Below are 22,378 nucleotides of genomic sequence, written 5' to 3'. Positions count from 1 at the left end.
AGGCCGTCAGGCTCCATCTCGCGGACGGTACCGTGCTCGCCGCCGCAGGTTGAGGAGATCCGGCCCTGAGCGGGCGTTCGTTGACCTGTGAGGACGCGTTCTCCTGCGGGGGGTCACACGACAACCCGAGGGTGCCGGCTGAATCGTGCGACGCGACCGTAGAGCGTGGTCACGCAGACGCCGAAGAGGAGTCCGGCGAGACCGCCGATGACGACAGTCACCCACGCGTCACCGAGACCGGCGGCGAGGTTGCCGTCGAAGTACATCAGTGAACGGATCCCGTCGATGGCATACCGGAACGGCGAGATGAGGGAGACGAATCGGATGAACCCGGGTGTCGCTTCGAGGGGCACGATCCCGCCCGAAGACACCATCGCGAGCGCCACGAAGAACAAGGTGTTCACGAGCGATCCGATTCCGGGTCCCAAAACCGCGAAGACTGCCAACGCACTTGTTCCGATGGCCGCGATCACGGTCGTCGAGAATGCCCACAACGCGAGCCAGCTCGGTGCGGCCACTCCGAGACCGCCGGCGATGGCGATGAGCGCCGCCGAGGCGACCGGTGCCGCCGCGAAGAGGATGGCCACCTTCGTCAGAAGGGTGCGCGTGCGCGAGATCGCGGCGTAGGGCCGCCGAGCCACCAGCGGACCCAACTCGCTGGGAATGACCCCGAGCGCCGCATCGACGAGGGGATTCGTCAGGGATGCCCCGATGAACGCGATGAGCACGAGCACGAGTGCGAAGTAGAAGGCACTGGTACCGAGGCCCGAATGGGCGGGCAGCGGAGCGTAGGGGCGCACGGACACGTCGACGGGGTCGCTGAGGAGCGCATGATTCGCCGCGGGGAGGTGACCCTGCACGGAGTCGACCAGCGCGTCCCCCATTCTCTTCGCCGCGTCGTCCAGCAGGGGCGTGACGTTCGCGGCGACGAGCCCGTTGCTGAGTCCGCCGTCACCGGCGTTCACGAGGACAGCGATCTCGGGGACGACGACGGGCCTCGTGCCGGGAAACAGGCTGGAGATGGACGCGTCGAAGTCGGCAGGGATCACCACGGCGCCGGCTACGCGATCGACTGCCATCGCCGCTTCGAGTTCGTCGCCGGTCATGGCGGCGAAGCGCACGGGTCCGGTGTGCTCGAGGATCGCATCGCCCATGAGCCCGGACGGCGCCCCGGCCAGACGCTGACTCTGCGGCTCGATGACCACCGCGACCGGTAGGTCGGCGAGGTGCTCCTGCGGATCGGCGGTTGCCGAGAGGTACACGCTCGGAAGAATGACAGCCAAAGCCACGATGAGCACGACGGGCATGAGCCACGTGCGACGCGGGGTGGTCGGGGATGAGGCGGGCATGTTGGCTCCAATCACTTGACAGTGTCAAGTAAAGGATGCCGCGCGAACTTGACGCTGTCAAGCTCGAAAGTCAGAATGGAGGGATGACGATCACAGACCAGAACTCCTCGGCGCGCGACGCACTTCTGCAGTCTGCCCGTGAAGAGCTCATAGAGAGGGGGCACGCGTCCGTCAGCCTGCGAGCGGTGGCTCGGCGAGCAGGCCTCTCTCATGCCGCACCGGCCCACTTCTTCGGCGACCGCGCGGGGATGCTGACCGCCGTCGCAACGGTCGGCTTCGACGAGCTGGGGCGAACGCTCGCCGCTGCGACTCGCGACGCGAGTGCATCCGGACAGTCAGCTCTGGACTGCCTCGGTCTCGCGTATGTCGAGTTCGGGCTCGCTCAGCCGGCCCTGATGGACCTGATGTTCCGCCGGTCGGAGCTGGTCACCGACGATCCCGCCTTCGTCGCCGCGCAGCGGACCGCGCTGGGATACCTCCGAGACGCCGTGTCCGCCATGGGGCCCGCTGACTCCGAGGAGTGGTCGCTCGTGAGCTGGGCCGTCGTCCACGGTCTCGTCTCACTGACCAGAGAGGGCGCGCTCACGCGGGTGGCGGAGACGCATGCGACTGACCCGGCTGGGCTGGCACGGCATCTGGTCGCGGTGTACGGGGCTGGAGTCACCGCCATCTCTGCGCAGCACACCTAGACCTGGGGCCCGGGGTTCCGCGGCGGCCGCATCGACGCCAATGACTGCTGGCGGACCCGATACATTCTCGAGCCCGCCAGCAGTCGATGCGACTCCGGCGATCAGCGCGACGCGTCGCGGATGACGGACACGACCGACAGCGGCTTGCTCAGCATCGGCACATGCGAGGTGTTGAGCTCGATCGTCTTGGCGTTCGCGCGCTTGGCCATCACCCGCTCCGCCTGCGGAGGGATGGTCTTGTCCTGCTTGGCCACGATGTACCACGACGGGATGGACTTCCACGCGGGTTCACCCGACGGAGTGCCGAACGCCGCCAACGCGGCGGGGCGCTGCGAGACGGCGAAAGTCGCTGCCACCGACCGCGGCAGGTCCTGCGCGAAGATGTCGCGGTAGGCAGCGGGGTCGATGTAGGCGTCCGCGTCGCCCGCCATCGCGCCGGGGAACGGCCTGATGACGAGATGCTCCCCGAGGGCGGAGTCGCCGCCGCCCAGACGGTTGGCGTCCTGCACGGTCTCGCCGGCGTCGGGCGCGTACGCCGCGACGTAGACCAGCGACTTGACGTCGGGGTCGCCGACGGCCGCGTTCGTGATCACCGCTCCGCCGTACGAGTGACCGACGAGGACGATCGGACCTTCGATGGTGTCGAGGAACGTGCGAAGGTAGTCGCTGTCGTACTGCACGCCGCGAAGCGGATTCGAGAAGGCCTGCACCGGATATCCCTCCGCCTGAAGGGCCGCGCTCACGAGCGACCAGCCGCTGGAGTCGGCGAATGCGCCGTGCACGAGGACGACGGTCGGCTTCGCGGCCGGTCGGGCAGCCTCGTGCGGGGCGTCAGCCGCTGCCGGGACGATGGCGGCACTCGTTCCGAGCAGTCCGATTGCCAGGGTGGCGACGGCGAGTGAGATCTTGCGCGTGATGTTCATGGTTCTGTCCTTGTCTGTGTGTCTCGGTCGGGGGGTCAGGCGGTCGCGTCGAGGGCGCGCGCGATGAACGAAGCCACCTGGGCGGGGTGGGCGATGAAGGCGACGTGGCTTCCAGCGATCTCCTCGGTGACGGCGCCCATCCGCTTCGCCATGAAGCGCTGAGCTTCCGGCGCGATGGCGTGGTCTTCGGTGGAGACCAGGTACCACGACGGGTGGTCGGTCCAGCCCGCGTGCGTCAGCGGCTCGCCTGCGGCAGCCGCAGCCAGGGGTCGCTGCGAGACCGCCATCACCCTGGCGGACTCCTCGGGGAGGTCGGCGGCGAAGGTCTCACGGAAGCCGGCGGCATCGATGACCAGTTCAGGTCCGCCGATGGCTCCGATCGCGTCGTACGGGGTGGGTCGCACGGTGCTCGCGAGCAAAGGCTGCGGGAAGGGCTCCTGCACGCTCGCGACCGTCTCGCCCACAGCGGGAGCGAAGGCGGCGACGTAGACGAGACCCGCCAGGTTGTCGAGTCCCTGCGCAGCCTGCGTGATGACCGCTCCGCCGTAGGAGTGCCCGACGAGAACGACGGGTCCGTCGACGGTACCCGCCGCGGAGCGGATGGCAGCCGCATCCGATGCGATTCCGCGAAGGGGGTTCGCGGGAGCGACCACGGAGTATCCGCGAGCGAGCAGTTCTCGGATGATGCCGGCCCAGCCGGACGCGTCGGCGAAAGCGCCGTGCACGAGGACCGCGGTGGGCGAGGTGGTGGTGGTGTTCATGATGTTTCCTTTCAGTGATGCCTGACGAACCTCAGGCGGGGTGTGACGGGGTGACCGATCCCGGTCAGCGCGAGCGGGTGGCGTTCAGCGCCCGCGGGATGAACAGCGCGAACACGGCCAGACCGGCGAGGACCAGGACGAGGCCCGCCCACGACGTAGCGAGCACGCCATATCCCGCGCCGATGACGATGGCGCCGCCGACCGCTCCGAACGCGTTTGCGGCGTTGAGCGCGGCGAGGTTGAGGGAGCCCACGAGCGTGGGCGCATCCGGCGCGAACCGGGTGAGGAGCACCTGGATGGTCGGAATGGCCATCATCGCGCTGGCTCCCACACCGAACAGCCCGATGAAGAGACTGGGCAACCACGCGCCGCCGATCCCGACGACGATGAGCGAGAGGCTGACCAGCAGATAGCCCAGTACGAGTCCGGCTGTCAGGTGACGGTCTGCGATCCTCCCACCCAGGGCGTTTCCAGCCGCCATGCCAAGACCGAAGACAGCCAGCGCGATCGGGATGACAGCAGGCGATTGACCGGCCGCATCGGTGACGATCGGCGCGATGAAGGTGTACACGGCGAAGATGCTCGAGATGCCGAGCGCTGCGATTGCGACCATGACCCACACCAACGGCTTCGTGAAGGCGCGCAGCTCCGAACGCACGGAGCCGCCGTCGAGATCCGGGGTGGACGGTATCCACATGAGGAGCGCCAGTCCGGCGAGCAGGCCGATAGCCGCGACGACGAGGTACAGCCACTCCCATCCGAGCATCTGCCCGATGAACGTGCCCGCGGGAGACCCGAAGATCGTCGCGACGGTCAGACCCGCCATCACGGTGGCGAAGGCCTTGCCCGCCTTCCCTGCGCCATACAGGTAGGAGGCGACGACCGCGCCGGCACCGAAGTAGGCGCCTTGAACCGTGCCGGTCACGAAGCGGGCCGCGATGAGCATGTCCATCGACATCGCCCATGCGGAGAAGAGATTCCCGACCAGGAACAGGCCGATCAGTCCGAGCAGCAGCCGCTTGCGATTCAGTCGCGCTGCAGCGATGGTGATGATCGGAGAGCCGATCACTACGCCCAGCGCGTATGCCGTGACAGCCCACGTGGCCAGGGGCAGTGACGCGTCGAGGTCTTCTGCGTAGAGCTCGATAACTCCGTTCGTGCCGAACTCGCCGGTGCCGATGGCGAAGGTGCCAAGGGCGAGCGCGAACAGGGCCCGGCGCTGCCCGCGCCCACGCGGTGTCGTATCTGGTGCTTTGGGCTCTACCTCGGTGGGGGCGGCGTTCGCCGTTGCGTACATGACCGTGCCTCCTTCTGTATCGAATCCATGACTACTTGACACTGTCAAGTTCCATCAGGATGCCAGGGAAGCTTGACACTGTCAAGTGATCGAGAGAAACTAGTCGACATCAGGAGGTCTTGCCCATCTCACGGCAGGCGCGGGACCATCGGACCGTGAGGGAGGACCCAGTGAAACGGACGAAGGGAACACCATGACCACCACCGCCTCGAAGTTCCCCCGACGGGAGAGCTACCGCAGCAGCCACGCGATCGCGTCTGCGTATTCGTCTCGCTCGTACGCATCCGTCTTCGGGTGGTTCTCCGCCCTCAGTGCCGGCACTGTGGCATCGGCGTTGAGCGCCGTGTCCGTCGGCTCGCTCAGCTCAATCGGCTCCGCCCTGTCCATCGGCTCGGCCGGATCACTGCTGTCGATCGGCTCGGTCGGCTCTGTGCTCCCCATCGGTTCGGTAGGCCAGATCGGCGCCATTGGCGGAACCCCCGTCGCCGAACCCGTTCTGCGCGCGTTCGGGCTCATCAGTTAGCGAGCGGCGGCTCCGAATCCATGACCGCCTGAGTCGATACGCGTCCGAAGCCGGGATCAGACCGGCGACCCGCGTGGTCGGCACGTGTCCGGATCACCCGGAACAGAGGATGCCGCGCCATGATGAGCGCATGGCGACTCTTCCGCAGATGCTTCAGGCTCTGATCCCTCCGACACAACGCCAGACAGCCGCAGAGGTCACTGAAGCTCTCGACCTCGGTTCCGGCGACGTCGCGGGCAAGCGCAGCGGCTTCCTGATCATGCTGACGCTCGCCGGCATCGTCGCGATCGCCGGTGTGCTAACGGACTCGACCGCGACGGTCATCGGAGCGATGATCATCGCGCCGTTGGGCACCCCGATCCTCGCGATCGGGTTGGGTATCGTCACCGGCCATCTGAGCCTGGTGGTGCGCTCGATCCTGTGGGTGCTGGCCGGCCTCGTGATCGTCATCGTGCTCGGCCTGCTGTTCTCGCTGTTCGTCTCCACGCCGCAGAGCCTGGAGACGAACTCTCAGGTGGTCGGACGCACCTCGCCGAGCTTCATGGACCTGGTCGCAGCATTGGCGACCGGTTTCGCCGGCGGATTCGCGATGTGCCGCAAGGACCTCAGCGCCGTTCTCCCCGGTGTCGCCATCGCCATCTCCCTCGTGCCGCCGCTGGGGGTGGTCGGCGTGTGCGCCGGACAGGGGCTGTGGGCCGACGCTCTCGGAGCGCTGTGGCTGTTCCTCTCCAACGTCGTCGCACTGGTCATCGCCGGAAGCATTGTGTTCACGATCGCCGGCTACGCGCGCGACCCCGGCTCATCACCGGTCGCCAACCGCCGCCGCGCTTACGTCATTGTCACCGCGCTGACCATCATCATCGCGATCCCCCTGGCTGTGAACTCGGTGGTCTCCATCGCGCTCGCCCGATGGTCTGTCACGATCCAGGACTCCACGACCGACTGGCTCGGCGACCTCGACAGCGCCCGCATATACAGCGTGGACTGGACCGGGGCGACGGCCACCGTGGTGATCACGACTGATGACGGCACGACGCCATCCGTCGACGAGCTGCGTGATTCTCTCGCCAGCGCCATCCCCTCGTTCGTGGGAGTCGTCATCGACGTCGGCCAGGGAAAAGAGGTGCGGGTGCAGTAGCTCCCGTTGCGCCAAGAGGGCCTAATCGAGTCGAAACCACTCCCAGTGGCCCTCCATCACGTCGCCGGCATGTATCCGCGTCCGCGGACACCGCCGTCCGTGTGCAGCTCTTCGTACGGTGCGGGCTCGGTCACGCGCTCATCGAGGTAGCGAACAGGAACAGAGGGTCGCGAGAGACGCCGCGCCTGTCGATGTGCCTGGGATCGATCCCGCGACCGCACGGCAGGATCTCTCTCGGTCGAGGGGCTGGTCGAAGGTGACAATGGATTTCGGAGACGACGGCAGCCTCCATCCACTCATCCTCGGCCTCTCGTGGCGAGTCGACTCCGCTCCGCCCGCGCGTAGGCGATATCCAGTGCCTCGTTGAGCTTGTCGGTCGCGGCGACGATGTCATCGTCGGCCAGATGCTCGAGCCGTCCGGTGCGCCGCAGGAGCGGACGGAACCGGTCGGGCACCCCGCACACGACGAGGTGAATGCCTTGACCCTGAAGCTTCAGTGCGATGCCGTCCAGCGCTTTGAGGAATGTCGCCGACGGCACCATGGGGCCGGCACCCAGCGAGAGCACGATGGCCGCATTCTCGGCACCGGCCGTACGTGGCCACTCCTCCTCGAGCCGATTGACTTCGGCGAAGACCGTGCCCCCCGTGTAGTGGATGACCGTGGTCTGGTTCGAGGGCAGGGTCGCGGGCGGCTCGGCGATGCGCCAGCCGTCCTCGGACTTCTCCAGCTGCAGGACGCGGCCGGTGCGGGAGATGGCCGCGAGACTGAGGATCATGGAGAGCGCGGCGCCGAGGAAGATGGCCTGCTGCAGCGGAAGACCGGTGGTCGCGACGAAGGTGACGATCATCGCGGCCGCAGAGAGCGCCGAGGTGCGCAGCACGAGGACGATGTCGCGCCATCTCCCGACGACGAGTTCGCCGCCGATCACGATCATGAGGCCGCCGATAACAGGCATCGGGATGTAGCCGGCGAGGGGTCCGACGGCGAGCACGATGAGCGCCAGCCACACGCCCGCGAAGATCCCCGACCACCGGGTGTGCGCTCCCGCACTGGTGCCGACCCCGGTGCGGGAGAGCGAGCCGCCGGTGGGGAGTGCGCCGAAGAAGCCTCCGGCCATGTTCGCGACGCCCTGCGCGGTGAAGTCCTTGGAGGCGTCCGACCGCGATCCGTCCGGGTTCGCGACGGCGGCGCTGATGCCCGCCGCCTGTGCGAGGGCGACGAGCGCCACTGCCACCGCGCCGGTAGCCAGGGCGGGGATTGTGCTGATGTCGGGGAGGGTGAACGGGGGCAACGACCGCGGAACGGTGGCGATGTCGGAGACCAGTTGCACGTCGGTGCCGAGGAGCGCGACCGGCACGCTCACGACGACGAGGGCGATGAGCGTCGCGAGCGCCTTCAACGGCTTGACGAGACGCGCGAGGAGCCACACCGCGACCGTGGCAGCAGAGACGATCACGGCGAGCGGCTGCCACTGGCCGATGTGCGTGAACGCGTCGATGAACTTGCCGACGGTGTTGTGGCTGGGGGGCGAGTAGCCGGTGGCGTCGTCGATGACGCCCGCGATGATCTGCAGAGCGATCCCGGTCGTGAATCCGGTCATGACGGCGGTGGACACGTACGACATCACCGACCCGAGCTTGAGCAGGCCCAGGGTCAGCATCACGATGCCCGTCAGGACCGTGAGGGTCGCGATCGCTCCGATGTCGCTCGTCTTCAGGCCGGCGCTGGTGAGCACGCTGTGCGAGGTGAGCGCGATCGCGCTGGTGAGGGTGGTGACCATCAGCACCGTCCGGGCGAACATCGATCCGATGATCGTCGGCACGATGCCGGACCAGAGTCCGAGCGGGGCGGAGAAGTTGCCGATGCTCGCGTAGGCCATCCCTTCGGGGATGGAGAAGAGTCCGGTGATGAATCCCGAGATGACGTCCTTGCCGGTGGGTCTGCCGAACTTGGTCCTGCGGCTCATCGCCCGGTCCCCTTCTCACGCCCGCGGGTCGCTCCCGCGTCGGAGTGACGCTAGCCCGGCGATGTCGCGCCGACGTCATCCGATCTGGGTGACGGATGCGCAGAAGATCCAGTTCACTCGGATTGGGTGATGGTCGGGCGAGAGAGGCGCCCTAGCTTTGCACAGAGCCCACGGGCCGGGTTCGACGAGTGAGGAGTGCGAAGACATGACGGATGCTGCGCGATCGGTGATCGGAACCCCTCTGCCACCTGCTCGGACCTTGCCCTTCCCTCCGAAGCCGTCTGGCAGCTTCGCCGGCCGCACTCTCGCCGAGTCGACCTATTCGCCGCTCCCGGCCGAACCGCACCTCGCGGGGGACGCGCCCAACGTCCTGGTGATCCTCATCGACGATGCCGGCCCCGCACTCCCCGCACCGTTGGGCGGAAAGATCGACACCCCGACGCTCGAGCGCATCCGCTCGGCCGGCATCGGGTACAACCGCTTCCACACGACATCGATGTGCTCGCCCACCCGGGCGTCGCTGCTGACGGGCCGCAACCACCACCGCGTCGGGGCGGGGCAGATCGCCGAGCTCGCGAACGACTGGGACGGCTATTCCGGCCACATCCCGAAGAGCAGCGCCACGATTGCGGAGGTGCTCCGCAACTACGGCTACTCGACGGCGGCGTGGGGCAAGTGGCACAACACCCCTGCCGAGGAGACGACGAAGGCCGGCCCGTACGACAACTGGCCCACCGGGAACGGGTTCGAGTACTTCTACGGCTTCCTCGCCGGCGAGGCGTCGCAGTACGAACCGAACCTGGTGCGCAACACCACGAGCGTGCTGCCGCCGAAGTCCCCCGAGGACGGCTACCACCTGAGCGAGGACATCGCCGACGACGCCATCTCCTGGCTGCGCGACCACAAGGCCCTCTCCCCCGACAAGCCCTTCTTCATGTACTGGGCGACCGGGGCCATCCACGGGCCGCACCACATCATGAAGGAGTGGGCGGACAAGTACGCCGGCGCCTTCGACGCCGGCTGGGACGTGTACCGCGAGGAGGCGCTCGCGGGTGCCAAGGCCGCGGGCTGGGTCCCCGAGGACGCCGAGCTCACGCCGCGGCCGGAGTCCCTCCAGGGGTGGGACGAGATCCCCGACCACCAGAAGCCGTTCCAGGCGCGCCTGATGGAGGTGTGCGCCGGGTTCGGCGAGCACGCCGACGTGCAGGCCGGGCGCGTGGTGGACGAACTGGAGCGCCTCGGCTACGGCGAGAACACGATCATCGTCTACATCTGGGGCGACAACGGATCGTCGGGCGAGGGACAGAACGGGACGATCAGCGAGCTGCTCGCGCAGAACATGATCCCCACCACCATCGACCAGCACATCGCCGCACTCGAGGAGCTCGGCGGACTCGATGCGCTCGGGACCCCGGCGACCGACAACCAGTACCACGCGGCATGGGCGTGGGCGGGCTCGACGCCGTACCAGGGCATGAAGCTCATGGCGTCTCACCTCGGTGGCACGCGCAACCCGATGTTCATCCAGTGGCCCGGCCGGATCGAGCACGACCCCGTTCCGCGCACGCAGTTCCACCACGTCATCGACCTCGCCCCGACGATCTACGAGATCCTCGGCATCTCGGCTCCCGAGAACGTCAACGGCGTCCATCAGGATCCGATCGACGGGACGAGCTTCGCGTACTCCATCGACGACAAGTCCGCCGACGGACGCCACCGCGTGCAGTACTTCGAGATCATGGCCAGTCGTTCCATCTACGAGGACGGCTGGATCGCCTCGACCACTGGCCCGCGCCTGCCCTGGGTCCCGGGCGCCCCTCCCGGGATCGCGACGTGGACGCCCGACGAGGACCGGTGGGAACTGTACAACCTCGACGAGGACTGGAGTCAGGCCCGCGACCTCGCGGCGGAGCATCCCGACAAGCTCGCCGCGCTCAAGGAGCTCTTCGCCATCGAGGCCGCCAAGAACAAGGTCCTGCCCGTCGGCGCAGGGCTGTGGGTGCCGGTGTACCACCCCGAGTTCCGCATCAGCACGCCGTATACCGAGTGGGACTTCACCGGCGACACGACCCGCGTGCCCGAGTTCTGCGCCCCCGCGCTGGGCAACAAGCCGAACACCGTGACCATCGATGTCGAGGTCGGCGAAGCGGCCAACGGCGTGCTGTACAAGCTGGGCGGTGCCGGCGGTGGTCTGACCCTGTTCGTCGTGGACGGCGTGCTCACGTACGAGTACAACCTGTTCCTCGTCCAGCGCACGACCGTCGCGGCCTCGGCCCCGCTGCCGGCAGGGACGCACTCCATCGAAGTGGTCACATCGTACGTCGAGCCGCGACCGGGCGGGCCGCTCAGCGTCACGCTGCGCGTCGACGGGCAGGATGCCGCCACGGGCGTCGTTCCGGTGAGCGCGCCGCTGCTGTTCTCGGCGAATGACTGCCTCGACGTCGGCCGTGCGTACGGGGGCCCGGTGTCGCGTGCGTACGCCGACCGGATGCCGTTCGCTTTCGAGGGAACGATCGACCGGTTCCATGTGGCCTACACGATGTGACGTGGCCGCCGCTCGGGAGGAGCAGGAGTGAAGCCGGAACGATTCATGTGGCTCGTCGTGATCCCGCTGATCGCGATCGTCGCTCTGACCGCTCTGTTCATCGCTCAGACCGGCGCGGCCGAACCGGACGACGAACCCGAGGCGGAGGCATCCTGGACCTTCCTCGTCTACATGATGGGGGACACGAATCTCGAGCCGTACGCGCTCGATGACCTGACCGAGATGGCCGCGGTCGGATCGAGCGACGAGCTCAACGTCGTCGCGATGGTGGACCGCAGCCCCGACTACTCCTCGGACGGCGTGCTCAACCTGGACGACTGGGAGGACACGAAGCTCTTCGAGGTGCAGCAGGACGAGTTCGTCGAGCTCGCCGACCTCGGCGAGCTCAACACCGGTGACCCCGAGACGCTCGCGAGCTTCGTCGAGACGGCCGTCACCGAGTATCCGGCCGAGAACTACGCACTGCTGCTGTGGGACCACGGCGGCGGCTGGTTGGGCATGGGCGCCGACGAGACCGACGGCGAGGACCCGCTCGAGCTCGATGAGATCGCCGCGGGCATCGATGCGGGGCTGGCCGCGACCGGCGTCGACAAGCTCGACATGATCGGCTTCGACGCGTGCCTCATGGCGACCTACGAGGTGGCGAGCACGCTCGCGCCCTACGCCGATTACATGGTCGCCTCCGAGGAGGTCGAGCCCGGCCACGGCTGGAACTACGGGCAGCTCGCCGTCCTGCAGGACGACCCCGAGACGGATGCTCCTACGCTCGCCTCTGCGATGCTCGAGGGGTACTCGGAGCAGGCGGTCGAAGAAGGGACCGAGTCCGACATCACGCTCGGCATCCTCGACCTCGCCGGAGTCGCCGACCTGCAAGCCGCGATGAGCGACGTCGCCGACGCGTACATCGACGACCCGGGTGCGTACACCCCCGAGCTGGCATCGGCGCAGCAGGACGTGCTGGAGTTCGGTCGCGACCCCGATCCCGCATACAGCACGTACCAGATCGACCTCGGAGGGTTCCTCACGAACCTCGCCGAGAGCGGCGACGGCGAACTGGCCGCGCGGGCGACGGCAGCGATCGACGCGTTGGACGCGATGGTGGTCGAGCACGTCGCGGGCCCCGCGACATCCGAGTCGACGGGTCTGTCGATCTACTTCCCGCCGCTGCAGAGCTACTTCTACGACGACTACCTCGCACTCGAGGGAGTGCCGACGTGGCCGGCGACGCTCGCGGAGTTCTTCACCAGCGGAGCACTGCTCGACGACGCGTCCCGCGCGGTCTTCGACGACGATGCGACGCTGGAGGCGAGCTTCGGGGAGGACGGTCTCAGCGTGTTCGTCCCCCTCGAAGGTGGGACGGACGAGTCAGTGGTCGAGGCATCGGTCGCCGTCGGATTCGAACGCGACGGCGACTCGGTGTACGCGCTCGAGATGCCCGCAGAGATCGTGGAGCAGGACGGGCACGTCGGCATCCAGGCGGATTACGACCTCACGTACATGCTCATCGGCGACGGCGAGGACGAGCATCTTGTGTACCAGAGCATCGGCATCGACCCCGGCACCGGCCACACGGTGATCGACATCCCCCTCGACTACGTCGCGCCGGGCGACGACCCGGACGAGTTCGAGGACGCCCTGCTGTCCATCGTCCTCGACGACGACGGCACCATTCTGGAAGAGGACCTGTTCGCGCGCGACGCGGGCGGCACGCTCGGGGCCTTCGACCCCGACCCCGATGGTCTGCTCTTCCCGGTCGCCCTCGTCTCGACCGCCGAGGGCGAGTGGGTTTACGAGCGCACCGGCGACATCGGCATCTGGGCAGACATCGAGAACCTCGAGTACCTCATCGAGACAGTGGAGCCGGGCACCGAGCTCGCACTCGACGTCTCGGTGCGCGACTACGCAGGCACGGGCGACTACGCGGTCTTCGCCGTCACTGCCGAGTGAAGCGAGTCCGTCGCCCGCAACAGTGTGCGCACGCAGCATGAAGCGGTGGCGCCCCGGCGACAGTCACCGTCCCGGAGGCGAGTTGGAGGGCGGGTGCGAGCCCCCTAGCATGCAGATGTGGGGGTATCAGCACTGGGCGACGGGTACCGCGACCTGGATGCAGACGACTCGCTGATACAGGGCAAGCTCCTCCCGCCGGCGCCTCGGGCGGACATCGCCAGCCGAATCGAGCTCATCGACCGCTTGCGAACGGGAGGTTCCCCGGTCGTCGCGGTGACCGCGCCGGCAGGCTACGGCAAGTCCACGCTGCTCGCAGAGTGGGCGGCTGCGGAGAACCGCCAGGTTGCGTGGGCGGCAGTCGACCGCTTCGACGACGATCCGGCATCGTTGCTGTCGCTCCTCGCCGCAGCGGCCGGGCCGATCGCCCCAAGGGTGGCGCGGGTCGCGGCCGAGATGCGAGGGGTGGGACCGACGATGCTGGGCCGTTCGGCGCCCATGCTCGCCTCTGCGCTCGCCATGACCGAGGAGCCGTTCGTCCTCTTCCTCGACGACATTCATCTCGCCGGCTCCCCCGAATGCCGGGATGCGCTCGAGGTGGTTCTGGCGGCAATTCCTACCGGGTCTCAGGTTGTCCTCGCGAGCCGCAATCTGCCGGACTATCTCGCGCGGTTGCACGTGGGCGGCCGCGTGACCGAGGTCGGACCCGAAGACCTGAGGATCGATCTGCACGGCGCCAGGATCATCTACCGAACCGCGAACTCGGACGCGAGCGACGAGGAACTCGAGCGTAGCCTCGAACGCTGCGAAGGATGGCCCGCGGGGCTCTTCCTCTCCGCACTCATCGGAGACACGGACCAGACGTCCACCCCTGGCCTCCGCGGTGACGACAAGCTCCTGTCCGACTATCTCTACCGCGAGTGCCTCGCACAACTGGCGCCAGAACTGCAGGCCTTCCTCCGCGAGACCTCGCTGCTCGATGATCTGTCACCCGCGCTGTGCGACGCGGTGCGGGAGACGAGCGACTCCCAGGCGATGCTGCGAGAGCTCGAGAGACTCAATCTCTTCCTCATCCCGCTCGATCGGCGGCGCCGCTGGTTCCGCTACCACGCTCTGTTCCGCGAGTTCCTCATGAACGAGCTGGAGCAGACAGCCCCATCGATCGTCCCGGCCCTCCACAAGCGGGCCGCGTCCTGGCTCGAGCAGGCCGGGCTAACAGGCCCCGCGATCGAGCACCTGCTCGCTGCCGGTGACCGGGTCCGCTCACCGTCCCTGGTCGCCGAGTTCGCTCTGCCGACATACCAGCGCGGCGAAGTGTCGAGAATCGAGCGCTGGCTCGATGAGCTGGGAGACGCCGTCGTCGAGAGTCACCCGCCAGTCGCTGTGATCGCCGCCTGGACGGCGATCCTGCAGGGGAAGTCTCCTGCGTCGGAGAGATGGGCAGCCGTCCTCGAACGGATCCGGCTTGCCGACGCTCCCCATGAGGAGCAGATCTCCTTCGACTCGGCGCGAGCGATGGTGCGCGCGGCGATGGGGGTGGGCGGATCCGAGCAGGTGTTGCGGGATGCCCGATTCTCCGTCGAGCATGAGCCGGCGTGGAGCCCGTGGCGCGATCAGGCCCTCCACTTGCACGGCGCGGCCCTCCTTCTTGCTGGCGATACCGCTCGGGCGCGCCGGGCATTCGAGGACGCGAGCGCGTGCGCTGTCCAGATGGGAAACGCAGACTCCGAAATTCTCAGCGAGGCCGAACTCGCCATGCTCGACGTCGCGCAGGGCGAATGGGGGACGGCTGCGATTCACGCTGCGGCAGCGCAGAAGGCAATCGATCTCAACCACATGGAGGGCTACGCGACGACGGGGCTCGCGACGGCCGTCAGTGCGCGCATCGCGGCGCACGCAGGTGAGCGGGATGCGGCGCATCGGCTCCTGGCCCGTGGCATGCGTGCGCGGGTTCAGTGCACCCACGTCATGCCCTACCTCGCGATGAAGGTGCGGCTGCAGCTCGCGAACTGCTACTTCGAGCTCGGTGACCGCGGCGCAGCGATGCATCTCGTGCATGAGATCGATGAGCTGCTCAGCCGCTCCCCCGATGTCGGCGCCTTGAGGGGAGAGATACACACGTTCCGGAGTCGAATCGAAGCCTCCGGCCCGGGATCTGTCTCGACCGTTCCCCTCAGTCCTGCGGAGATGCGCATCCTTCCGTACCTTCAGACGCACCTCACCATTCGGGAGATCGGGCAGCGCCTCTTCATCTCGCACAACACCGCCCGGACGGAGATCGCGTCGATCTACCGGAAGCTCGGGGTGGGGTCGCGCAGTGGAGCAGTCGAACAGGCGTTGCAGCTGGGACTCCTCGGGGAGTGACTCGACGTCACTCGTCCCACCCGAGCTCCGTGTCGTAGCCCAGTGCCAGCGCGATCTTGGGTGCGGCTGCGACGATCCTCGGTCGCCCGACCAACGGCAGGATCGCGTCGAGCAGGGCGATGAAGTCGGCGCTGCGAGCTCCGGCGCTCACTGCCGCGTCCACCTCGCTCATCACCGATGCACTGGGTCCTGAAAGCGCGATGAGCGCGCTGACACGGGCGAGACACTGCGACTTGGTGAGCGCTCTCGAGCCCTGCTCCGACTCCGCTGACGAGAACAGCGCGGCGTCATTGACGCTGAGTCGGCGCAAACGTTCTGCGTCCTCCACGACACCTGCTTCCTCCGCCGCTGACAGGCCGACTCCACCCTGGCCCGAGTTCGAACTCATCCGCACCACTCAGATCGCATGAAAGCTCACCATTCGCCATGGAGAGTGGCCGAACGCGCAGGGGCCGTGTCGTCACCTCGTCACCGCCAGCGGCCAAGCCGATGACCTCGTGTTCCCTGCGCGCGACGGGGAGCAACATGAAGCGAGTTCGCGACAGTCGAGGCTCCGAGTCGTGGTTCGCAACCGCGGTGAACTCGGCGCATCCGCCACGAATGACGATCCCCGACCTGCGCCACACCGCGGCATCTCTTTCCGTTCAGTCCAGAGCGCACGTCAAGACGATCCAACGAATGCTCGGACACACGTCTGCCCGGATGACTCTCGACGTCATCGCCAAGGCGAAGTCGGCACGTATTGAGGACACCCAGCAACGCCTCAGCGGCGTCAGTTTGCACGACCGCAACCTCGATCCGCCCACGCAGCCTTGATCCGCCGCCGGAAATGTTTGTTCTCGAATTGCTCTCACGGCGCCGTCTCGGGCAAGAAGAGAGCCCCGCGATCCCAGTGTTTCCCAGGGTTCGCGGGGCTTCGACGTGGCGGTGACGGTGGGATTTGAACCCATACCGGATGTGGTCACAGGGATCACATGAGTTCTCAGAACCGCATGAAATCAACACTCGGAAGCCTCAGGGACACGATCGAGTCACACTCGTTTCACTCCGTCTGTTCCCGCGGATGTTCCCACTGGACGCGGAGTGACCCAACCGCGATCGACTTGCGAGCCTCCATGCTGCAACCCGCCCAGAGCTGAGCGCGTCAAGCCACCTGGTCATGCGGGTCGTTCCCTGGACACAGTGCCAGACACGGACCTCGGTTTGCCAACGAGTAGAGCGACAGCACCGCCGCGGAGCCCGCGCCCCCAGCACGAAGCATGCCTGGTTCCGCTAGGACGGTCGCTCCCGCAGCTCCGAAACGTCCTCACTCGTCAGGCAACGGGGCGAGCGGCCATCCAGCAGCAGGTGGAGGCGGGCGCTCTCCTCGATCTCCTCGACAGCGTCGACGGCGCCTTCGAGCGTCGGTGCGGCGGCGAGCGATCCGTGGTTTCGCAGGAGCAGTGCACGCGAATCCGCTGCAGCGTGCGCCACGCCGACCGTGAGCGCAGCGCTCCCGGGCATCGCGTAGTCGACCACCCGCAGGCGGCCTACGCGCATCACGTAGTACGGCGTGATCGGCGGTAGCGCGTCTTCATCTGGCAGGTCAGGGAGGCAGGAGACGGCGACGGCCGATGTCGAGTGCAGGTGCGCGACCGCCATGCATTCTGGGTGCGCGATATAGAGGGCTCGATGAAGGACGACCTCTTTCGACGACGGGTCCCCCGAGATGTGGTCGCCGCCGATTGATACGACGGAGAGGCGGGATGGCTCGAGGCGGCCGAGGCTCACGTTCGTCGGGGTGATCATGATCTGGTCGCCGTTGCGCACACTGAGGTTGCCAGTGCGCCCTGGTGTGAGCCCGCGGTCGTAAAGCGCAGCGCCCAGCTGCACCATGTGTGCTCGGTCGGCATCGTTGAATGTCACGAATCTGCGACCTCGAGGGCGTCCTGAAAGAAGTGCGGCCCCCCGAAGTTGCCCGATTTGAAAGCGATCGAGAGATCCTCCGTAACGATCCAGGGCACGCCGACGCTGATGTCAGGCCCGATCCGTGCGGACCGAAGATCGAGTGCCGCCGCGACAGCGCCGGACGTCTCACCGCCCGCCACGATCAGGCGGCGAACGCCGACCTTGACGAGACCCGCACCCAGCCGTCCCATCGTCTGCTCGATCCGCGCGGAGAGTTCCGGGGACCCGCCCGTCGGCCCCTCGTGATCTTCGTTGTGCTCAATCGCGATCAGCAGCGGGTGCTGTCCCAGCGCGGGAACCACCGCCTCCAGGGCGCGCTCGACCGCGGCAGCGTCCCGCACATCATCGAGGTGAAGCACCACAGCCCTCCCGTCGAACGCCTTCACCTGCTCCGCGGTGGCTCGGGAGAGGCTTCCCGCGAGGATTGCCGTCGGCCCGGGGGGCACTCGCTCCCGAGCGGACGCAGACGGACTCGCCGCCCCTTCTCTGGCGAGTGCCGCGACTGCGAAAGCAGCGCCGAACGGCGCGCTCCCCGCGGCAAGATAGTCGCTCGCCACGGCGGCGGCGAGGGTGTCGAGATCGGTCTCGCTCACCGCATCTGCGATCAGGTGCTGAATCTCCACCTCCTCGCCTGTGGCGCGCGGCAACTGCGCCGCCAGGGCATCCGGTCCCGCATTGACCACTGTCCACGGCACGGCCCCCACGTGGTGTGGGGTCTGGGACGCAAGCACACGGACCAGCTGCGAATCGCGCATCGGGTTCAGGGGGTGATTCCTCATGGAGGATTCCGAGAGGAGCTCGGCACCCACGAACAGGTGGCTCATGTAAACGGTGCGCATGTTCGCGGGGTACGCAGGGCAGTGCAGCACTCGCCGGGCACCCGCCAGCTCAGCAAGAGCGTCGGCGATCGGGCCGATGTTGCCGTCCACCGTCGAGTCGAATGTGCTGCAGTACTTCGAGAAGAACTGCGTCACCCCGGCGGCGCGCAGGGCATGCGCAGCGCGCAACGCCGCGTCCCGCGCCTCGGAGGCCGGGATGCTTCGGATCTTCAGGGCGACGACGATCGCCTCCCCGCCGTCCGCGGGCATCGCAGCGCTCCCGAACACCAGTCGGGTGTCGATCCCTCGGCCGGCGAGTGCACTCGCGAGATCCGTGGCACCGGTGATGTCGTCGGCGATGAACCCGATGGGTGCAGTTCGTGCGGCCATCACGCCACCGCATCCGCGAAGCGCGGCAGGTCACGCATGAGCTGCTGCGTGTAGGGGTGCTCCGGCCGGTTCAGCACCATTTCCGTGGGACCGGCCTCCACGACGCGCCCCTGCTCCAGGACGACGACATCCTGCGCGATACTGCGGACGACGGCGACGTTGTGGGTGATGAAGACCATCGTGAGACCGCGCTCACGCTGCAGCTCACGGAGCTGCTCGATGACCAGTGCCTGCACGGAGACATCCAGTGCGGAGGTGATCTCGTCACAGATCAGCAGCTCCGGATCCACGATGAGTGCGCGAGCGACCGCGACGCGCTGGCGCTCTCCTCCGGAGAGCTGCTCCGGCATCCGGTTGGCGAGGTCAGCGCCGAGCGCAACCTGGTCGAGCACCTCGGCCACCTTGCGTCGGCGGTCGATTCTGTTCAGGTGCTCGAAGTACTGAAGTGGGACCTCGATGTTCTCGCCCACGGTCAGGCGCGGGTTGAGCGAGGCGTGTGGGTTCTGGAAGATGTATTGGATGCGGCGCCGCTGGTCGAGGCTGCGTCGCTGAACTCGGGGATCGAGCGACGTGCCATCGAAGGCCACGGGGCCGCCCCAGGAAGGATGCAGGCCGGCGAGGCAGCGTGCGAGGGTCGTCTTGCCGGAGCCGGACTCGCCCACCACCCCCACGCACGTTCCCGAAGCAACGGTGAACTTCACGCCGTGCAGAGCCTTTTTCGCCCCGTACCAGGCGTCGAGTCCGTTCAGCTCGAGATCACCTGCGCTCGCCGCTGCCGCGACAGGACGAGGCGTCACGAGAGCAATCGGCGCAGGGGACTCGGTCCGCTCGACCGGATGGATGCAGCGGGCGACGTGGTCTGGCCCGACGAGCGCCAGAGCGGGAACAGCTTCACGGCATTCGGGCGTGACTCTGGGACAACGATCCGCGAAGGCGCACCCCGAGGGCCAGCGACCCGGCCGCGGCGGGCGACCCTCGATGCCCACGAGCACACCGGCGCGCTCCGGCGTCGGTGCGGCCCGGAGAAGACCGGCGGTATAGGGATGCCGCGCTCCCCCGAAGACGACACGAGCCGGAGCATGCTCCACCAAGCGTCCCGCGTACATGACCGCCACGTCGTCGGCGATCTCCGCGACGACCGGCAGATCGTGACTCACGTAGACAGCGCTCGTGTCGTGAGTCGTGGCGAGCCGCCTGATCGTCTCAAGGACGTGGCGCTGGGTCGTCACGTCCAGGCCCGTGGTCGGCTCATCGAGCACGACCAGCCGGGGCCGGCATGCGAACGCCATGGCGATCGCGATGCGTTGGGCCTGTCCTCCAGACACCTGATGGGGATAGCTGCCGAGGAGCTCGGCCGTGGCGTGCAGACGAACATCATCGAGAAGCGCGGCCACGCGAACGTCCATCGAGTCCGTCGCCGTGCCATCGTCATGGACGCGCATGGCTTCGCTGAGCTGGAAGCCGAGCGTGAGTGCGGGGTTGAGCCCACTCGCGGGATCCTGGGGCACGTACGAAACCAGAGTCCCCCGAGCTCTGCGCAGCGCGGTGCCCGACAGGTCGAGAACGCTCGTTCCGGCGATGTCGACGGTGCCGGAGGCGATCGTGAGGCCGCGCCGCGCGTAGCCGAGAAGGGAGAGCGCGACCGTGCTCTTGCCCGAACCGGACTCGCCGACCAGACCCATCACCTTTGCGGGGCCGACGGAGAACGACACGTCCTCCACGACGGGCGTGCGAGAACGGCTGAGGACGATCCCGAGTCCGTCGACGCGGACCCGCGGCGCGCCCGTCTGCGGGTTGCCATCGATCACTTCGACTCCTCGGGGGTGGAATTGGGGGCGGAGGCGAGCACGGCGTCCTCGCCACGCGTCTCACCGAGGTTGGCGCGCGCGATGGCGTCTGCGAACGTGTTCGTACCGACGGCGAGCAGCGCGAGCAGAATCGCGGGCGCCAGCACACCCCAGGGGTTGGCGCCGAGGCCGATGCGGTTCTCGTTGACCATCACTCCCCAGTCGGGCGCCGGCGGAGGTGCGCCGAACCCGAGGAAGCTCAAGCCGGCGATGAGGACGATGGAGTAGCTGAGCCGGAGACCGAGTTCGACCATGAGGGGCGTCGTGAGGTTCGGCAGGACGTGCTTGGTGAGGATGGTCCGAGCTGGGACCCCCCACACGGCGACGGCCTTCACGAAGTCCTTCTCGACGACCGACTGAGCTGCGCCATAGATCACGCGTGCAGTCTGCGGAGCTTGCGACAGCCCCACCGCCAGGATGAGAAGCCACCACTGGGGTCCGATCAGGCTGAGGAGCAGGAGTGAGAACACGAGCTGTGGGATAGCGAGCACGACATCCACGCCCCGCATGAGCAGGTTCTCCACGAAGCCGCGTCGGTAGGCGGCCACCACCCCGATCACGGCTCCGATGCCCACGGCCACGAGGGTCGCGGCGAACGAGAGCAGCATGAGGCTCCAGCCGCCGTGGAAGACACGGTCGAGCACACTGCGCCCGAGCACGTCTGTGCCCAGTAGCCCGGACCCATTGGTGAAGGGCGGTGTGAAGGGCGGCGCGACGAAAGCAGTCGGGGAGGCGGGCGAGAGAGGACCGAGGAACGCCACGGCGAGGACGACCAGCGCAAGGCCCGCGCCGACCACCCCCCGGCGGGTACGCAGGGCGGTGCCGAGAACCCGGCGCACCGCGCCCACGTTCTTGCTCGGCTTACGCGCGGGGGCGTTCACGACGACGGCGACGGATGCAGTGGACATGGTTCACCTCGGGGCGCGGCGGCGGGGGGTGGAGAGAAGCACGAGCAGGTCGGTGACGATGTTGAGCGTCACATAGAAGACGGCAAGAAGAACGACGATGAACTGCAGCACCGGGATGTCCCGGGTTCGCACGGCGTCGGCCAGGGTCAGTCCGATGCCTGGGTATTGGAAGACCGTCTCGACGAGCACGATGCCGCCCGCGAGGTACAGGAGGTTCAGGCCGAAGACCTGCACCGCCGGCGGGATCGAATTCGGGAGGGCGTGGCGAAACAGCAGCCCGCCCGTGCTGACGCCCTTGAGCTGCGCAACCTCCGCGTAGTCGCTGGTGAGCGCTTCGATCATCGCCGCGCGCACCATGCGGAACATATACGGCGCGGTCACGATGACCAGGGTCAGAGCGGGCAGGACGAGCTTGATCGGCTGATCCCAGATGCGCTGGTCCGGCGGGATGATCGAGACAGCGGGGAACCACTCGAACACGCCCACCGAGAAGACGAAGATCACGAAGACGCCGACCACGAACTCGGGCAGCGCGCTGGCCACCAGCGCGACGATCGAACCGGCGTCGTCGAACCACCCGTCCCGCCGGTGAGCGGCGAGCACGCCACCGACGACGCCGACGACGGTCGAGACCGTCGCCACGACGAGGACGAGCACCGCCGAGTTGGCGAGGCGGGGCAGGACGAGGTCCGTCACCGGTGCGCGCGTCGCCAGCGAATCGCCGAACTGCCCGGTCGCGAACTCCCCGAACCAGGACAGCAGACCGGGTACGAGTGCCTCATTCAGACCGAGCTCCTCGCGCAACGCCGCCAGGGCTTCGGGTGTGGCGTACTGACCGAGGACGGCGGATGCCGCGTCCCCGGGCAGTACCCGGGTTGCGAGGTAGGTCAGCACCCCGACCATGACCACCGACAGCACGCCCAGGGGGATGCGCCAGACCAGGAGGTCGCGCACGGGGTGCGCAGCGT

The 22,378-nt window shown here is 67.6% G+C and carries 18 protein-coding genes; 7 read left to right on the top strand and 11 right to left on the bottom strand.

Annotated elements, in window-relative coordinates:
* Positions 1-113: 113 nt before the first annotated feature.
* Complete coding sequence (locus ACFQ0P_RS08065) at positions 114-1,349, bottom strand: YhgE/Pip domain-containing protein (RefSeq protein ID WP_204978134.1); 1,236 nt, start codon at positions 1,347-1,349, stop codon at positions 114-116.
* An 83-nt stretch (positions 1,350-1,432) separates the two neighbouring features.
* Between ACFQ0P_RS08065 and ACFQ0P_RS08060 the strand changes: the two genes are divergently transcribed.
* Entirely contained in the window at positions 1,433-2,038 is a 606-nt protein-coding gene (locus tag ACFQ0P_RS08060; protein WP_204978133.1) for a TetR/AcrR family transcriptional regulator, read from the top strand.
* A 101-nt stretch (positions 2,039-2,139) separates the two neighbouring features.
* Here the strand turns inward: ACFQ0P_RS08060 and ACFQ0P_RS08055 are convergent, their stop codons facing one another.
* The 3 genes from ACFQ0P_RS08055 to ACFQ0P_RS08045 all read right to left on the bottom strand — a co-directional run bounded on the left by ACFQ0P_RS08055 (position 2,140) and on the right by ACFQ0P_RS08045 (position 5,019).
* A complete protein-coding gene (locus tag ACFQ0P_RS08055; protein WP_204978132.1) occupies positions 2,140-2,961 on the bottom strand; it encodes an alpha/beta fold hydrolase in 822 nt (273 codons plus the stop codon).
* Positions 2,962-2,996: 35 nt separating this feature from the next.
* Positions 2,997-3,722, bottom strand: coding sequence for an alpha/beta fold hydrolase (locus ACFQ0P_RS08050; protein WP_204978131.1), 726 nt, complete (start codon positions 3,720-3,722; stop codon positions 2,997-2,999).
* 64 nt (positions 3,723-3,786) lie between these two features.
* Positions 3,787-5,019 (bottom strand): MFS transporter, encoded by a 1,233-nt coding sequence (locus ACFQ0P_RS08045; RefSeq protein ID WP_204978130.1) that lies wholly within the window; start codon positions 5,017-5,019, stop codon positions 3,787-3,789.
* A gap of 193 nt (positions 5,020-5,212) precedes the next feature.
* Here ACFQ0P_RS08045 and ACFQ0P_RS08040 point away from each other — a divergent pair, with 193 nt between their 5' ends.
* Both ACFQ0P_RS08040 and ACFQ0P_RS08035 read left to right on the top strand, forming a co-directional pair.
* The gene (locus ACFQ0P_RS08040) at positions 5,213-5,542 is read left to right on the top strand and encodes a hypothetical protein (RefSeq protein WP_204978129.1); all 330 of its coding nucleotides are present in this window, start codon (positions 5,213-5,215) and stop codon (positions 5,540-5,542) included.
* A gap of 130 nt (positions 5,543-5,672) precedes the next feature.
* Positions 5,673-6,680: a TIGR00341 family protein gene (locus ACFQ0P_RS08035; RefSeq protein ID WP_204978128.1), complete on the top strand. Its 1,008-nt coding sequence runs from the start codon at positions 5,673-5,675 to the stop codon at positions 6,678-6,680.
* Between the two features lie 296 nt (positions 6,681-6,976).
* On the opposite strand, the gene ACFQ0P_RS08030 is transcribed toward ACFQ0P_RS08035, so the two are convergent.
* The gene (locus ACFQ0P_RS08030; RefSeq protein WP_204978127.1) at positions 6,977-8,647 is read right to left on the bottom strand and encodes a SulP family inorganic anion transporter; all 1,671 of its coding nucleotides are present in this window, start codon (positions 8,645-8,647) and stop codon (positions 6,977-6,979) included.
* Positions 8,648-8,906: 259 nt separating this feature from the next.
* On the opposite strand from ACFQ0P_RS08030, the gene ACFQ0P_RS08025 reads away from it, so the two are divergent.
* The 3 genes from ACFQ0P_RS08025 to ACFQ0P_RS08015 all read left to right on the top strand — a co-directional run bounded on the left by ACFQ0P_RS08025 (position 8,907) and on the right by ACFQ0P_RS08015 (position 15,500).
* Positions 8,907-11,192 (top strand): arylsulfatase, encoded by a 2,286-nt coding sequence (locus ACFQ0P_RS08025; RefSeq protein WP_378771853.1) that lies wholly within the window; start codon positions 8,907-8,909, stop codon positions 11,190-11,192.
* Positions 11,193-11,219: 27 nt separating this feature from the next.
* Positions 11,220-13,139 carry a clostripain-related cysteine peptidase gene (locus tag ACFQ0P_RS08020; protein ID WP_204978124.1) on the top strand — a complete coding sequence of 640 codons (1,920 nt, stop codon included), beginning with the start codon at positions 11,220-11,222 and terminating at the stop codon, positions 13,137-13,139.
* Positions 13,140-13,256: 117 nt separating this feature from the next.
* Positions 13,257-15,500: an AAA family ATPase gene (locus tag ACFQ0P_RS08015; protein ID WP_204978122.1), complete on the top strand. Its 2,244-nt coding sequence runs from the start codon at positions 13,257-13,259 to the stop codon at positions 15,498-15,500.
* 7 nt (positions 15,501-15,507) lie between these two features.
* Here ACFQ0P_RS08015 and ACFQ0P_RS08010 read toward each other — a convergent pair whose 3' ends face one another.
* On the bottom strand, positions 15,508-15,828 hold the full coding sequence (locus ACFQ0P_RS08010; RefSeq protein WP_204978120.1) for a hypothetical protein: 321 nt from the start codon (positions 15,826-15,828) through the stop codon (positions 15,508-15,510).
* 272 nt (positions 15,829-16,100) lie between these two features.
* Between ACFQ0P_RS08010 and ACFQ0P_RS08005 the strand changes: the two genes are divergently transcribed.
* A complete protein-coding gene (locus ACFQ0P_RS08005) occupies positions 16,101-16,316 on the top strand; it encodes a hypothetical protein (RefSeq protein ID WP_378771849.1) in 216 nt (71 codons plus the stop codon).
* Between the two features lie 456 nt (positions 16,317-16,772).
* On the opposite strand, the gene ACFQ0P_RS08000 is transcribed toward ACFQ0P_RS08005, so the two are convergent.
* The 5 genes from ACFQ0P_RS08000 to ACFQ0P_RS07980 are packed head-to-tail and all read right to left on the bottom strand — an operon-like array spanning position 16,773 to position 22,364.
* Complete coding sequence (locus ACFQ0P_RS08000) at positions 16,773-17,375, bottom strand: class II aldolase/adducin family protein (protein ID WP_204978119.1); 603 nt, start codon at positions 17,373-17,375, stop codon at positions 16,773-16,775.
* Positions 17,376-17,401: 26 nt separating this feature from the next.
* Entirely contained in the window at positions 17,402-18,655 is a 1,254-nt protein-coding gene (otnK, locus tag ACFQ0P_RS07995; protein WP_204978118.1) for a 3-oxo-tetronate kinase, read from the bottom strand.
* Entirely contained in the window at positions 18,655-20,463 is a 1,809-nt protein-coding gene (locus ACFQ0P_RS07990; protein WP_204978117.1) for a dipeptide ABC transporter ATP-binding protein, read from the bottom strand. Before ACFQ0P_RS07990 ends, otnK begins: the two co-directional genes overlap by 1 nt.
* Positions 20,460-21,410, bottom strand: a complete 951-nt coding sequence (locus tag ACFQ0P_RS07985) for an ABC transporter permease (protein WP_204978116.1) — start codon at positions 21,408-21,410, stop codon at positions 20,460-20,462. The genes ACFQ0P_RS07990 and ACFQ0P_RS07985 overlap by 4 nt, the downstream gene beginning before the upstream one ends.
* A 3-nt stretch (positions 21,411-21,413) precedes the next feature.
* Positions 21,414-22,364: an ABC transporter permease gene (locus ACFQ0P_RS07980; RefSeq protein WP_204978115.1), complete on the bottom strand. Its 951-nt coding sequence runs from the start codon at positions 22,362-22,364 to the stop codon at positions 21,414-21,416.
* Positions 22,365-22,378: the final 14 nt, after the last annotated feature.

It is taken from the genome of Microbacterium insulae, from assembly GCF_042677065.1.
Lineage (GTDB): Bacteria > Actinomycetota > Actinomycetes > Actinomycetales > Microbacteriaceae > Microbacterium > Microbacterium insulae.
Note: the sequence above shows the minus strand (reverse complement) of the source record. Positions and strands in the feature narration are given on the sequence as shown.

Bases quoted from the DNA above. Each gene is read 5' to 3' on its own strand.
- ACFQ0P_RS08055 (WP_204978132.1), bottom strand. From the start codon at position 2,961: ATGAACATCACGCGCAAGATCTCACTCGCCGTCGCCACCCTGGCAATC.
- ACFQ0P_RS08060 (WP_204978133.1), top strand. From the start codon at position 1,433: ATGACGATCACAGACCAGAACTCCTCGGCGCGCGACGCACTTCTGCAG.
- otnK (WP_204978118.1), bottom strand. From the start codon at position 18,655: ATGGCCGCACGAACTGCACCCATCGGGTTCATCGCCGACGACATCACC.
- ACFQ0P_RS08000 (WP_204978119.1), bottom strand. From the start codon at position 17,375: ATGGTGCAGCTGGGCGCTGCGCTTTACGACCGCGGGCTCACACCAGGG.
- ACFQ0P_RS08065 (WP_204978134.1), bottom strand. From the start codon at position 1,349: ATGCCCGCCTCATCCCCGACCACCCCGCGTCGCACGTGGCTCATGCCC.
- ACFQ0P_RS08035 (WP_204978128.1), top strand. From the start codon at position 5,673: ATGGCGACTCTTCCGCAGATGCTTCAGGCTCTGATCCCTCCGACACAA.
- ACFQ0P_RS08040 (WP_204978129.1), top strand. From the start codon at position 5,213: ATGACCACCACCGCCTCGAAGTTCCCCCGACGGGAGAGCTACCGCAGC.
- ACFQ0P_RS08045 (WP_204978130.1), bottom strand. From the start codon at position 5,019: ATGTACGCAACGGCGAACGCCGCCCCCACCGAGGTAGAGCCCAAAGCA.
- ACFQ0P_RS08005 (WP_378771849.1), top strand. From the start codon at position 16,101: ATGACGATCCCCGACCTGCGCCACACCGCGGCATCTCTTTCCGTTCAG.
- ACFQ0P_RS08030 (WP_204978127.1), bottom strand. From the start codon at position 8,647: ATGAGCCGCAGGACCAAGTTCGGCAGACCCACCGGCAAGGACGTCATC.
- ACFQ0P_RS08050 (WP_204978131.1), bottom strand. From the start codon at position 3,722: ATGAACACCACCACCACCTCGCCCACCGCGGTCCTCGTGCACGGCGCT.
- ACFQ0P_RS07985 (WP_204978116.1), bottom strand. From the start codon at position 21,410: ATGTCCACTGCATCCGTCGCCGTCGTCGTGAACGCCCCCGCGCGTAAG.